The organism is Flavobacterium nackdongense (assembly GCF_004355225.1).
Classification (GTDB): Bacteria; Bacteroidota; Bacteroidia; order Flavobacteriales; family Flavobacteriaceae; genus Flavobacterium; species Flavobacterium nackdongense.
This window is the reverse complement of record NZ_CP037933.1, coordinates 3757308-3771914: the sequence shown is the minus strand read 5'-3', so window position 1 is coordinate 3771914 and position 14607 is coordinate 3757308. Positions and strand designations below refer to the sequence as shown.

At 28.5% G+C, this 14607-nt stretch carries 7 protein-coding genes; all 7 read right to left on the bottom strand.

The window, feature by feature from the left end; translation table 11 throughout:
- Window positions 1-576: 576 nt before the first annotated feature.
- The 7 genes from E1750_RS16220 to E1750_RS16190 all read right to left on the bottom strand — a co-directional run bounded on the left by E1750_RS16220 (window position 577) and on the right by E1750_RS16190 (window position 14601).
- Entirely contained in the window at window positions 577-1641 is a 1065-nt protein-coding gene (locus E1750_RS16220; protein ID WP_133277774.1) for a hypothetical protein, read from the bottom strand.
- A gap of 78 nt (window positions 1642-1719) precedes the next feature.
- Complete coding sequence (locus E1750_RS16215; RefSeq protein WP_133277773.1) at window positions 1720-2571, bottom strand: hypothetical protein; 852 nt, start codon at window positions 2569-2571, stop codon at window positions 1720-1722.
- Window position 2572: 1 nt separating this feature from the next.
- Window positions 2573-7051 (bottom strand): DEAD/DEAH box helicase, encoded by a 4479-nt coding sequence (locus E1750_RS16210; RefSeq protein WP_133277772.1) that lies wholly within the window; start codon window positions 7049-7051, stop codon window positions 2573-2575.
- Between the two features lie 9 nt (window positions 7052-7060).
- Complete coding sequence (locus tag E1750_RS16205; RefSeq protein ID WP_133277771.1) at window positions 7061-8080, bottom strand: DUF1848 domain-containing protein; 1020 nt, start codon at window positions 8078-8080, stop codon at window positions 7061-7063.
- Window positions 8077-8706: an alpha-ketoglutarate-dependent dioxygenase AlkB family protein gene (locus E1750_RS16200; protein ID WP_227873911.1), complete on the bottom strand. Its 630-nt coding sequence runs from the start codon at window positions 8704-8706 to the stop codon at window positions 8077-8079. The genes E1750_RS16205 and E1750_RS16200 overlap by 4 nt, the downstream gene beginning before the upstream one ends.
- Before the next feature lie 147 nt (window positions 8707-8853).
- Window positions 8854-9735, bottom strand: a complete 882-nt coding sequence (locus E1750_RS16195) for a YaaW family protein (RefSeq protein WP_133277770.1) — start codon at window positions 9733-9735, stop codon at window positions 8854-8856.
- 123 nt (window positions 9736-9858) lie between these two features.
- The gene (locus E1750_RS16190; RefSeq protein WP_133277769.1) at window positions 9859-14601 is read right to left on the bottom strand and encodes an ATP-binding protein; all 4743 of its coding nucleotides are present in this window, start codon (window positions 14599-14601) and stop codon (window positions 9859-9861) included.
- Window positions 14602-14607: the final 6 nt, after the last annotated feature.

Here is a 14607-nt window from a genome sequence, read left to right as displayed (position 1 = left end):
TTTGAGACACGCACAAAAACAATGCAAATACTTACCGATTTAAACATCAAGTTGCTAAAAACAGTGACCGTGAACGTTCTTGAAATTAGGTAGTTCCGTAAACATTCTTATGAAATGGCGAACGTTGTTAATGACAGTGGCGAAGGATGGTCTTTTTTATTGCAGGCCGGTGCGAGGAAGCAATTAAAAAGACTGTCCTGGAGCCACTGTCTTGCGCGTTGGGTGTGGCGGCTGTTTTACATAAATGATATTATAGCTTCATTGCAAAAACCAAAAAAACAATATAAAAGCTTTGTAATGAACTATAATACTCAATTATGTAACACAGCTTGGGGAAAAAAATTACTGGCGCAAGTTGCGAAGCGTACGTGTTTTTGATAAAAACTGTGCCAGTAATTTTTTTTGGAGCGTTGGCAAAGGAGTGATTACTGAAATGTAAAACTTCCTATTTACCACTGAACGAAAAAAGATATTCTCGTTATTGGAAAAGTAATTAGCGAAATGAAGCAAACAAAGACTTGAGTTTGGGAATACTTGGACTAAATGAAAGTTTTGTGCAGCTGAATGAGATAATGATTAGATAATGCCCCTTTTTTCTAAGTGGTATTTTAAGGATGAAGTATTTTCGTAATCATCATCAAAAGGTATCTGATTTTCTTGTTCTTCCTGAGTTAGTGTATTGTATTTATTCAATTTTTCGTTGTAGTGGTTATCAATAAGTTCTTGTAAATCAATGCAGTTTTGTAAAATGTTTGTTTTGAAGTAAACAGTATAGTCTTTGTGTAAAAGAGAATTTCCAGTTTGCAAGCTTTCTTCAGTGACTATATTAGCACATAATAATATCAATTCGTAATATAAATGTTCATACTTTACTAACCATTTTAATAAATCTATTTCGTTATCAAGATTAATAGATTTAAATTCATCAATCGCTATTTTAGCTTCATTTTCAATTATTAAGAATTTATAAATTTCATTGATATGATAATAAAGCCAGTAAAACGAATAATGATGTTTGTAAAAATTATTTATCCAATTCATAGAATTGTATAATTCTTCATAGCTTTTAATCCAAGTAATTATTTCATCTTTTGAAATTTCACAGTCATTGAGTTGCTTTATTTCATTCAGAGCAGTGATTGATTTATTTTTTAAATAGTTATATGAAGATGAAGGTTTAAAATTTACCTTTTCATCATTATAAACCGTAATATCAAGTTTTCTTTTATTTTCATTGATAACATTCTCATTAGTGCAAAAAACCGAACAAGTGTATATGTCCTTTACTGTGCCGTCTTCTTTTTCTTCAATAATGAAATTAATATAACGATTTGATTTATTTCCAACAAAGGCTATACCTTTTTTATTTTTATTGGTACATTCACCGGAATTACATTTACCCTCATAAGGAATAAGTTTATTGTCTTCTTTTTGGAAATCCTTGAAAACTTCTTTCAGTTTTTGAAGGAAAATTGTTTTGGTAGTATCTTGATAACTAACATTATCTTCTAAAATTAATTCAAGTGCTTCGCTATTCATTGCTGAAATAGCTTTAATAAGACTTGATGTGCCCCTTTTTACAATGGTAACATCGCCTAGTTCTGCAAGTTGTTGTGCTAATTTTAGTTGTTCTGGTGTCATTTATTGATTTTATTTAAATACATAAATTAATTTTTAGTCTAGCATCAAAATATATAAGTAAATTGGTGTTTAATGACTTTAAAATGTTATTATAGTAATTGTAGCAATTATAATTATTGCCCAAGTGATGTAAGCATTTGTTTGTTGTTTTTTAGCAATGGTTTCTAATTTCTTTTCAAAAGCCAAAAGTAAAACTGCTTGTTTGTCTGCCGAATCTTTTAGTTTATCACCGATACTGGTTTCTATATTATCAAGGCTACTTTGTACATTTTGGATAATTGTGGGTATTCCTGAAATATTTGCATCTAATTTATCTAAACGAGTAGGTAGATTTAAATCGTGAATAGCTTTTAGAGAATCAGTAGCTATTTGATTCGTATTTCTAGTTGTTTCTTTATAAGATTCGTGAATTCTTTTGGAAACTAATCTTTCAAATTCTTCTATTTTTAGTTCAATTGGTTTTACTTGCTCATAAAAATCAAATTCAATTAAACTTTTCTTAAACTCGTTTAAAGCCTTATTGGAATTTTCTAAATTAGATATATTAGCATTAAAAGCAACATCTTGTTTTTCGAGAAATGAATTTGTTTTAAATGTAATGTTATCACCGCTTTGGTTTATTTTTTCAGAAATCTGGTTAGTAAAAGAACTTAAGCTCTTGTCTAATGACGAAACAGAAAATTGCCATTTATCGATTATCCCTTTTACGGCTTCATCAACTTTCTTCTCGTTCTTTACAAATCCTTTTATGAACGAATCAGATTCGCCACTAATGATTACTTGAACCTCCTTTATGTTTTTTACCAAATCAATCATTAATTCAGATATTTCCTTACTGCTTTTGGTAACGTCAAGCACTTGATTTCGTGCGGATTCTAATTTTTCTAAATTCTTTTGAATTTCGGTTAAAGATTTTTCTATTGTATTCATATTACATAGTGTATTTGTCAGCTATTTCTTTTAGTTTATTACTGTGAATCATCAATTTTGCTTCTGTTTTTAATTGTTCAAAATTTTGATATTCAATGTCGTTTCCAATATTTGAATTAAAATCAGAAAATAACTTCCAAAATGAAATATCATATTCCATTCGTTCTGCCATTTCAGACATTCCATCCAAATAACTATTCCTAAGTTCAACTTCAAGGTTATTGTTGTTTTTTGTTCCTAAATACAATAAAGTAAAAGCATTTAGTAACAATAAAGTAGGATTACTATCCGTGAGTGATCTTTTTATCAATCGTACAGCACCCTGTAAATGCTTGACATTATCAATTGGAGTTCCTACTCCTATAATTTTGTCTTTTGTAACTTTTAAATATTTTAATACTATTTCTGGATTAGATATTTTACCTCCGTCTGTATCGTTTGTTAAAGAATAGGGTTCTCCATTATCGGCGATATAATTTTTTTTTGCATATTTTGAGTTGAAATAGTAGTATATAAAATCTTTTAAATCCTCGTTTCTTTCTGTCCAGCTTTTACTTTCATCAGCTCCCTCGATGCAGAAATTACGCATATCATCAATGGCTCTTTTTCTTTTTTCTGATATTTTATCATATACAAATTCTGTTAGATATGCCAAACATTTATATATTTCAGTAATAATAGGTATTTCATTAACTTTAACATCATAGTTTTTTGCTTTTTCTAATTCAACTAATGCTCTATCATTGGTATAATATCTCAGCAAAAATTTTCTTAAACCTTCAAAATATAATCCTTCCGCTTTTTTTCTAACTACTATTCTAAATTCTTTTGCACTATAATTTTGTGTAAAATCTTCAATAAGTTCAATGCAACACATTCTGTATATTGCTTTTGAGATATCAGTATCATTGACGCCTTGATTATATGGAACATAAACTATTACTTTTTCATTATCTTTAACTCCTGTGAGACTATCAAGAAAACCCTTTTTAGGTAAACGAATTTTATCTAATTCTACAAAGACATCACTAGAATTAAGAATATTTACCATATTGGTTTTTTCAAAAGTTTCTCCTTTGAAATTAGTATTATAAAAATACATTACGGTTTCATAATCGGCACTTAGGTATTTTAGATATTTTTTGTTTAGTTTTTTATCTTGTTCAGTTAATTTTGTTTTTATTTCCTCTTCTGTTTTCCAACCCTTACTTTCCTGTGAAATGTTTTTAATTTCACACTTTTGGAGATGCGGGCATTTCATAATTTCGCATTGATTGTTTTGAAAAGTACTGTCAGCAAAATCACAATACAACTTTGCCAAATCTTTTGAAGGACTGGCAGTTTCAATATATTCTTTCGGAATTTTTAAGTTGTATTTTTGAATTACCTCTTCCAAACCTCCTTTTTTAAACCAAGAATTTTTAATTATTGGTATAGGAAAGGTATTATCATTAAAATTGTCTTTTATTTTTGAAATTTCATAATCTGATAAAAATATAACTGACAAAGCCATTTTCCTATCTCTTCCTGCTCTTCCTGCTTCTTGAACAAAACTTTCTAAGGAACTCGAATAGTTCATATTCAATGTAAATCGAACATTTGGTTTGTCAATTCCCATACCAAATGCTTTGGTAGCAACCATTATTGGTAATTCATTATTTCGGAATAATTCAAGATTTTGCATCGAACTACCATCGGTGTCTTTGCCTGAAAAAGAACCTATATTTTGGTAAACATCATTTAACTTTGAATGGTTCTGTTGTACTGAAATGCCAGTTCCTTGTGCGTGTGGACAAAAAATAATACCCGCTTGCGGGTATTCGTGTTTTGTTTGAATATAATCAGCAGGCATATTTATAAACAGATCATTGTCTAAATTATCTTCGTTATTTTGCCTTATTAAAAATCTAGTTTTGATTAAATCAATGTTTGAATTTATTTGTAATTCATTGATATAATTAGGAATTTCGGATAAATAATTCTGCAAATAATTGCTTTTCGAGGTATGAACAATTTTGTCATTATTTATATCAATTATTTTAGGCAAACTAGGGTCTAATATTATTCCTTTAAATTTAATATCAAATTCTTTAAAACTGATATCAACTTTTTCGATTTTGTATTGTAGTTCTAACCTATTGGTGTTTTCATAACGAACAGTTGTTTCTGAATCCAATGAGAAGGCACCATTACCTGATAGTTCTCTCTCTACATCTGCCAAAACGTCAAAAGAAGCAGTTGCCGTAAGACCAAAAAGAGAAATAGGGCCATCTTTGGCTTTTACAAAATTATATAGATTTCGACCTAAATGTAGATATGAAAATCTAAAATCGTGTCCCCATTCCGAAACACAGTGCACTTCATCAATTACTCCATAGGAAAAATATACGTTGTATTCGTGCATATTTTTTAACCTTTGTCTGAACTCTAAAATCGCTAAGCGTTCTGGAGATACAAATGCGAATAGCAATTGCGATGATTCCAATTGTGTTTCTCTCTGTTTTTTTTCGCTTGGAGTTGCTGTTGAATTTATAAACGTACAGCAATCAATACCACTACTAATCAAACCATCGTATTGGTCTTTCATTAATGATTTAAGAGGGTCTATTACCAAAGTTATTCCTGGTTGAAGTAGTCCTGCAATTTGATAGGTAAGTGATTTACCTCCTCCTGTTGGTAAAAGACCAATTACAGGAAGATTTTGTAGCGCTCTGTCTAGTATAGGAAGTTGTCCTGGCCTAAATTCATTTTTTCTAAAAAGAAGTTGTAAAAAATAGGTTAGATGCTCTTTTTGTTTTTCGTTTTCTACGAAACCTCCTTGTGAATCTTTTTCTACAAGTTTGTTGTATTTTATTAAACTTGATGTGTAAATCGTTCTGCTGCTTCTTTTTGAATTTGTAGAGCGAACATTAAAGTAACAATTATTTTTGCACTTGTATTTACTAAAAGTAATCTTGTCAATAGATGCAGATTTTAACATTGCCATATCAACCACTAAATCATATATTTTCTCTAAATGAAATGGTTTAACAACAAAATTAACGTTAGCTTTTAAATGCAAAGGAGAGTCTATAAATTCTTCATTGCAGATAATATCTAATTTGATTTCTGGAAATTTTAAATTATTGTATTCCGAACTAAGCTGTGTTAAATGAAAAAAACTGTCCTGTAAATCCTTAAGTGCAATAGCAGCAAAAGGAACATCTTGTTCCTCAACAAGTACATTCCAGGCTTCATTTTCAATAGAAAGATTTCCTGTCAAGATTGCTTCTATTATCATTTTCTGAAAACGAGCAATTGCAATTGGGGAAAGCAATTCTATAAATTCATTTGAAATGTTGTAGCCTGTCGTTTTGTTGTTGAGTATATTTAGAACATCATCAGAGATTTGATCGTAATTAATTGAGTTTTTACTTTTAAAATAAATCTCCCCTAAATTATTTTCTTTTGTTGTATTTTCAAAAGTTTGGCAGAAAGTTTCTTCTATAAATAAGCTCGCCTTTGTAGGTAATCCTCTCGTTATTATATTATTTAATACCGCAAAAATGGAATGAACATCATTATAAACACTTGCGCCAATATCGAAGGGTGCATTAACTTCAAAATTTGAAAAAGCATCAAATAATTTACAATCTGTTTTTCGTCTCGCTGTTTTGTATGCATCTAGTTCGTAGGCTGCGTGAAATTGTACGGATGGATAAAACTCGATAGGAATAAGATTTCCTTTTTGGTTGTATTCTAATTTGTATATTTTACATTTATATGTCCAAGATTTCTCTTTGAAATATCGATTCTCTTGTTCGTATATTATTGGAACATCAAAATAATTATAAAATGCATCTATTCTACGGTTTGTGGCATTAAGAGGTCCAACACTGACAATGTAATTGTCAGATAAAACGCTTTGATCTACTAATTTAGCAAGATGTTTTAAGTCTATTTGAGCAACATCTAAAATATTTGAAAAAATATGGATAACAGGAATTCCAAGCTCACTTTTAAGTTGGTTTTCAGTTATGTTTTCAAAAAAATCGTTAATTGTTGTTATGTTATTTTGATTCTTGAGATAACAATTCGTGTGTTTAAAAGCTCTATCTAATGCTTCTTTTGAAGGCTCGATTAAAGTTACTTTTTTTACATTATTTGCAAATCCAATATTTGCTATAAAATCGAACAGATTTATTGTACCCAATCCTTGTCCACAGCCCCAATCAATTATTTCAAAGCCATTTTTAAAAATTTTAGGCGGTAATTGTTGAAAGGCATCAATTAATTTGGCTTGGTGCATATTTCCAAAAGACCGCAAATATTGACACAAATGTTCGTGGGTATTAAGCAGAGCTACTCCGTGTTGTAATTCTGCCCAAAGTGTATCTTTTTCAAATTGCGTTAAGTGAGAAATGCTATTGTTTGCTAAAGTCCTTATCTTTTGAAAGGAAGGATTTTGTAAGTTTTCTATAGCAGTAAGATATTCGTTCATACCAAAGAATTATTTTCCTGTTATAGTATCGGCTTTTGGGTTCACAGTATGTGATTTGTAATTAGCAAAGGCTGCTTCCTTTGAAGTATTTGCATAACAATAAACGCATTCGTGCGGACAAGTATTGTACTCGCCAATGTCTTTACTCATAATGCAACCACAAGCTTCTCTTTGACCTTTGTCTTTTATCTTTTTTGTTTTCGTTATAGTTGTTGTTGCATCAAATAATGAGGGTTCTATAAATTCTACTCCCAAGAATTTCATTAATTCTTCATCTTGATGAAATAAGTCTATCATTAAATCGTCATCAATACATTTGTTGTGATTGATATCGTATTTATTTAAGTCGAACTTTTCGGCACAAGTTGCTAGTTCTAATCCCCATTTTTTATTTAACTTTTGTAAGCCTTCTGCAAATTCCAACATTGTTTCCAAAGTGAATTCAATATATTGAATATTAGATCTGTTAAGATTATTTTCTACTTTTTTATAAATGCCAATATCAGCAAAGCTAAAAACTAACTTATTGGTGTACTTGAATAATTCATCGCCAATTTTCTCCAGTCTTTTTAACAGCTCCTTTACATCAATTTCGTTTGTCAGCAATAATGGGTCAAAACGCCATACTACTTTTTCTTTTCCAATTCTTTTGGAGAGTTCTTTAAATGTTTCTATTCTACTTTCTAAACGAGGTACTTTGCCTTCAAAACCTTCCTTGTCATAATCATTTAATGAAAATTGAAAATAATAATTTTTGACATTTTTATCCAAGAAATCAAGGTGTTTCATCATTGGTTTTGGATTTTTTGTCCAAAAAACAACTACTCTTGTGTTTTTGAAAGAAACATAAAGAGGTACTCCATTAAAAGGGTTTTTCCATTTCACATAACCGGCTTTCCATCTTTCTACAAACCAATCTGCATAAAATGTTGGGATATCTGTTGAGCGACTGGCTGACACAATTACAGGTGCTTGAGCTAAAACTGTTTCTCCATCATCATTTACTATTTCAACTTTTTGCCAATTCATAGTATTACTCTGAAAGTTAAATTGATTCTTTCTTTTAATGGTTTAGCTGATTTAGGAACTTGATGTTGCCAAAAGTGTTGTAGTTCTCCCTGCATTATTAAAAGACTTCCGTGTTTTAATTCAATCTCCAATTTTTCTTTTGTTATACGATGTCTTAATTGGAACTTTCGTGTTTCTCCAAAATTAGCGGATGCAATTACTGGATTTTTACCCAGTTCTTTTTCTGCGTCAGTATGCCAAGAAATTGAATCGGAACCGCTTCTATATCTATTTAAAAGAACACTATTAAAAACTACTTTGGATTCAGGCTCAATTTTATTTTTAATAGCAAGAATTTCTTCATTCCAGGGAGTAGGACAAAGTGTAATGCCAGAAAACGAATAGGGTTTGTCATTATCACCGTACCAAGCAGTTAGTCTAGGAAAGTCAATATTTTTCCCATATATATTCATAGATTCTTGCTTCCAAATTACTTTTTCTGTCAATGCTTTCAAGTAAAAATCACTTTCAGATTTTGAGAAAAAGTTGGGCAAATAAATAAATTCACCATTAGTGATTTTATTTAAACCCGTTTTAGGAAAAGTATTATCATTTCCATTACCCCCAAACATATCTAATTGCGCCATATACAAATGTAATTAAAATTGATGTTCTTTGATTATGCTTTGATTTAATATTGATTGCACTTTATTGTTTATGTTGATATCAAATGGGATGCTGCTTACCTATTTAAAAAATCAAATCAAAAGAAGCTAAGATTGTTGATTTTAAGATTAAAACTCTTTCGTGTATTTTTCTCTGAGCCAGCTTAAATAAATTACAGCCGGAATAATTTTATTGTAGTTCACTTCATTTATTTTCCATAATGTAAATAAACCCATACCAATCCAACCAGCTGGGCCAATAATAACTCCGATGGCAGTTGATAAAGTTGTATATGCCGCAAAGGGTAAACTCAAACCGATAGCCCCGGATAAAAAACTTAATGAAGAAGAAGCTAATAAATACACCCCAAATCCGGAAATCTGAGCAGCTGTTAATGTTGCAAATACAGTTCCTGATTTGTAAATAATTCCTTTTTCTTTTCTTGTAATTTCAATTAATTCTTTTTCAAACGCTGCTTTTTGCTGTTCCGTCATTTTTAATAAAAAATCTTTTAAGACTTTAGCAGCAATAGCTTTTTCGGTATCTCCATCAGAATTAAATTCATTTTGAATTTTAAGTTTGTCTTTTATTTTATCCAGTATTGACTTATAGGAAAGTTTATCAATAGAAGAATCAAACAATCCTTCACTATTACTTATCAATGCTGGAATAATATCTTCTTTTGAACAAGTATTTAGTTTAAGAATTGCTGAAAGTGTTTGTATTTCATCATTATTCATATTGTTTAAAATCTTATAAATTTCACCCCAATTAAATAGGTTTTTATTATATTTTATCCATAAATAATCGATGTTTTTTTCAATAGCAAGTGCTTCTCGTTCCTGCAAAAGTATCTGATAACTTTCAATTTTGCCTTTTGCCTCTGGGGAAAATTCAAATTTTTTAAATTCTATTCTTTCAGAAGATTTGAGTTTATTTCCATATCTTTTTAAATATAAAACTTCTGTTGGTGTGAAGAGTTTTTCGGGTAAATCTAAAATGAATTCCATAATATTTATTTTTTATTTATTACCTTAAGTTTTATATAGTAAATGAATTTGGCATTGAATATTATTTTGGTTCTAAGTTCAATTTGATTGGGTTTTAACTGGTTTAAAAAAAAATTAAATAGATCAAATTGAAATAAGGTATTCTATCTCGTTTTTATATGATGGATTGTTAATTTTAACCCCTAAACTTTGTTTTGACGCATAGATAATTCTAGAAAGTTTCTCTTTATGACCGATGTCAATTATTTTGAAGTTATCTAATTTATCAAAATCTTCCTGAACAATATTGTTTCCTTTTAACTTTAAAAGGCTGTGAGTTGTAATATCGACTGTTTTAAAAAGCTTAACATATTGAATTTCATTTCTAGTTGAATTGACTTCGATGAGGCAATCTTCTTTTATTAAAAACAAACCAATAAGATTCCCCTCTGTGCTAAAAGCGCCACTATGTAAAAAGCTAAAAGTTTTATCTAATAATGTTCTTACTTCAACTTTATTGACACAACCATTATCATAACATTGAAGAAGAAATCCTTTTTTCATATTGTTATAAATAATTATTTCCTCAGCACTTTTAAAATCTAACATTTTTTTACGGCTGAGTAAATATTTACCATTAATAAAAATGTATAAATATGCTAAGGTTTCAGGTGTTTTATTGTTATAATCAATAATTAACTGATCATTTGAGGATTTTTGGTCAGCATAAAAATCAGGAGATTCCTGGAAAAGAGTAAGCTCAATAGGTTGATCTAACAAAGGGTAATCTTTTGTGTTTTTCCCATTATTACTTTCTTTATTAATATTAAATGTTAATCTTTCAGACACTAAACTATTTTGAAGTTTTCTTTCAAAAAATAAAACTAAATCGTGACCGGTTATTATTCTAGTTTCGTTGCCTTGTCTTTGATAAAAATTATTTTGTAACGGAATTGGTTTTTCATATTCAGGAACAATTATTTCACAATATTCTAAATTAATGGACTTGTGAAATTTAAATTCAATTTGACTATTTACATCTTTATTAAATAAATTTACAATAGCACTTCTGATTTCTCTTTCGTATTTATCGTGGTTTGCTGATGAACCGAAGTATTTGTAATCATTTTCTAAACCAATAATTTCGCCATTGTCATTGACTCCCAAAAACAAGCTACCTCCTTTAGCATTTAGAAAACCTGCAATTGTTTTAATAATAATAAAAGACTGTTTTTCAATATCTATGGTATTTGTACCTGCATAATATATAAATGATGTTTTAAATTCACGATATGAACCTTCTTTACCAAGATTTGTAGGCTCATTTTGTGGTTTTTGAATCTCATTTTCTAGTTCTTTTTCTAATTCAATATCTTCCTCATTTTGTATTGGAGAAATTATAGTATTAAAAGTATTGACTTTTTCATTAGAAAGGTATTCGTAAATTAAATCTTTGGTTCGTTGCAAAATAATTTCATCAGGATTCTCAGAATACAATAAGTTATGTGCTAAAAGTATATTTAACAACTTAGTATTTCCCTTTTCTTTTTCCTCGTTAATGAGTTGAATTAATTCTTGTACACTATCCTTTTTATTATAAAAATTCAAGTATCTATAAATGTCATTAATCGAATCCAGATTTTTAAATAGATTTGTTGTTTTATCATCAATTAGTTCATATTTAAAATTCTTCGTTTTATAATCTTCATTTTTAAATTTATCAATATTTTGAAGATAAGTGATATAAGCGTTAAAATAGTAGGATTTGTTGTTGTAAGAAATTGATGCTAAGAGTTTTAATAATTCAAAATTCTCCAGTTTTTTAATATTATCAACTTCATAAACTATTATACTTTCAATACATATTATTAATTCATAAATAAGTTGAGAATAATTAATGTTGTTATTATCCTCCTCAATAATTTCAGGTATTTTAATAATATTAGTTCTCTCGAGAAACGTTCTTAAGGCTGTTTTTTCATTAAACATTCTCTCTGAATTGGCTATGAATGTTAAATTTAGTTTTTGTTCATTATAATTTATACTTTCAATTTTAAACTTATAAACTTTTCTTTCTTCAAGGGTATTTGAATTTCCCGACTTTTTTATATGTGCATAATGACCATTCTCTGTTATAATGAAAATGTTATTTCCTAAAATACTAAGTACTTTAGCATCTACTAAATCATTTTCATTTACTTCTTTAACGGTTTGTTTCCATACTTCATCTGCAATTGAAAATGACAAACCCTTATCTGAAATATTAATAATTTCAGAATTAAATTCATCACCAGGATTAATAATATCATTTAGGCCATCAAAATGTACATTTGCAACTTCATTAATATGTAATATTCCTTCTCCTTCAAGAGTGGAATCACTTATTTTAACAAATAATGCATTGTTATTTCCTTTTAAATAGTTTTTAGCTATAACAGTGACATTAAGCCCTAATATGTTTTTGTCATTACTATGACTCAGCTTTTTATGATGATTTTCAGTAACTGAATAGTAATTACGCCAATTTGCAATACACTCTTCAATATTGTTGGTGTTTTGTAGTTTTAATTTTAAATCATAAGGTGATGCAACCGCTATTTGATTATTAAAAAAAGTAGCCAATGAATTTAGGTTAATTTCATTTTTGCTATGTACATTTGAAAATTGTTGTCTTGACAAAAGCACCCAACCATTTGATGTACTATAAATAGCGCCATTTAGACTATAAATAAGTTTTGCAGAAAATGAATGATTTACTATTGATACAGATGAATTTTCAAATGAATGTGCATATTTATCTATATCAAATTTTGTAATCATCTCAGGAGAGAGTTCAAGAGGTTCATTTGTAGTTATGCAATTAATTGCCTTATTTAAAAACATTTTTTTTGTGTCAAGATTATCAGCTAAAAAGCTTAAATAGCGACACAATATAGCAGACCTAATTATTGCCTTCTGGTTGCTATTTGTTTTTTTAAATAATAAAATCTGTAATCCTAAAACTTTAATAATATTTTGGAAACCTAGTTTGGCCTCGTCATTAAAATAGTCTGTTTTATTTTGAATAAAATTATAGTTGATTTCTGATCTTTCAAAATATATCCTTTTTTGAAGTATGCTTAATAAATTATTAATATCAACTATGTCTAAAAGGTTCGCTTTTATTAATAATAAAACTATTTCAATAATCTCGTTCGTTTTCTTGTGAATACTATCTTGAGAAGACAGAATTATGTACTTAAAGACATTTATTTTATTCCCTCTTAAATGACCACTCAATCGAAGTATATCTAATACCTCCTGAATATAACTTTCGCTATTTTCATTTATTATTAAATTAAGGGCTTCTCCTCTTGCTTTTGCTTTGTCTAATTGGTCTTCTGCTTTAGTAATAATAAGCTGTCTCTTTTCGTGACCAAATTTTTGAAGAAAATCAGAACCTTCCAACATCCATTCTTCAATATCAATAATGATTTGATTAAACTCAAAGGCTTTCTCTATGAGATTGTATTTGACCAAAGATTGAATGTATGTTTCTAAAAAGCTTAAATAAGAGAAAATCCATAAATTTTCTTTATTTTCATAATCCTCAAAAAGTTGTGTAAAAGGTTGTTTTCTGTATATGTTTTTATTTAATTCTTCTTTGAGTTCAAAAAAATATTTATTTACATTTTGCGATTGATTAATATTTTCAAAAAGTGATTCAACAGTGATGAATACGCCAAGATTTGATACTGATTTTTGGTATAAAACTAAATGTCCTTTTTCGTCTATTTTTCTAAGGTAAAAGGATTGTTTTTCATTAACCCCAATGGAGGCAAAACCAGTACTATCGAACTCGTGAAAGTAAAGTTTATGATAAAAGCCATAAGTATCTTGTAATAAATAAAACTGTGCATTGTTTTTATCGTCAATCTCTAAACTTAAAACTTTAAAATTATAGTATTTATCTTCAGCATAAAGATGTTTGAGTGTGGCATATTTATCTTGAATAAGATAGATTTTATAATCGGTAACCTCTTTTACTAAACAAGTGATTTTATCAGGAAGATTATTTTCATTTTGATAGTCAAAAGCTCTAACTTTAGCGATGTATCCTTGATTTTCTACAATTAATATAGATGTTTTTTCATCAATTATTCTATATCCTTTAACGTTAAAAATATACTTTTCTCCTTGAGTAAATAAGTCTTCTGGGTTTATTTTATTAGTTTCGATTGGAAGTATTTCTATTTCTTTTCTCTTCTTTTCAAGTGATTTAAAAATTAATTGATTTTTTTCTAAATCAATTCTTCCCACAGTTAATTTTATTTTTTTTCCATTTTCAATTTGGGTTTCAAATGACAATGGTATAAATGATGAAAAGTCTTCTGAATTTTCTATTTTAAAACCTTTTTCTCGCTTTTCAACGATGTCAAATTCATATTCTTTGTTTTCGACAAAATCATTTAATACGCTGTAATGAAATTTTGGTTTTTCAGGATCTTCTATAGATGTTATTTGCATTTTAATATTATCCCCAACTAGTTTTGTTATTTTTTTTGAAGGATAGGTTATTCCAGTAGCATAATCTTTTAAAATTGTACTTCTCTCTTTCTGTTCTAATATTAGAAAATCTCTATGTTCATTAATTACTAATTTATTTGAAGAATTTATTCCTTTAAAAATTTTGTCTTTATCTGATTCAGGAATTATTTGATTCTTTTTATTTTCCACATTATAAAATTTATTCGCCAAAATCTGATAAGTATTGTCATCAATTTTTGTATTGGGGTTACATTCTATTTGAATACCCTTAATTTTTAAAAAATCGATTGCTCTCTCAAGAGAAATGTTTAATTCTCTAAGTACTTTATTTATCCGGATGTTTTTTTCTAAATTACTCAAATTCTA

What these genes read in the sequence shown, in the direction of transcription:
- E1750_RS16220 (WP_133277774.1), bottom strand. Translation starts at nt 1,641, where the DNA reads ATGACACCAGAACAACTAAAATTAGCACAACAACTTGCAGAACTAGGC.
- E1750_RS16215 (WP_133277773.1), bottom strand. Translation starts at nt 2,571, where the DNA reads ATGAATACAATAGAAAAATCTTTAACCGAAATTCAAAAGAATTTAGAA.
- E1750_RS16210 (WP_133277772.1), bottom strand. Translation starts at nt 7,051, where the DNA reads ATGAACGAATATCTTACTGCTATAGAAAACTTACAAAATCCTTCCTTT.
- E1750_RS16205 (WP_133277771.1), bottom strand. Translation starts at nt 8,080, where the DNA reads ATGAATTGGCAAAAAGTTGAAATAGTAAATGATGATGGAGAAACAGTT.
- E1750_RS16200 (WP_227873911.1), bottom strand. Translation starts at nt 8,706, where the DNA reads ATGGCGCAATTAGATATGTTTGGGGGTAATGGAAATGATAATACTTTT.
- E1750_RS16195 (WP_133277770.1), bottom strand. Translation starts at nt 9,735, where the DNA reads ATGGAATTCATTTTAGATTTACCCGAAAAACTCTTCACACCAACAGAA.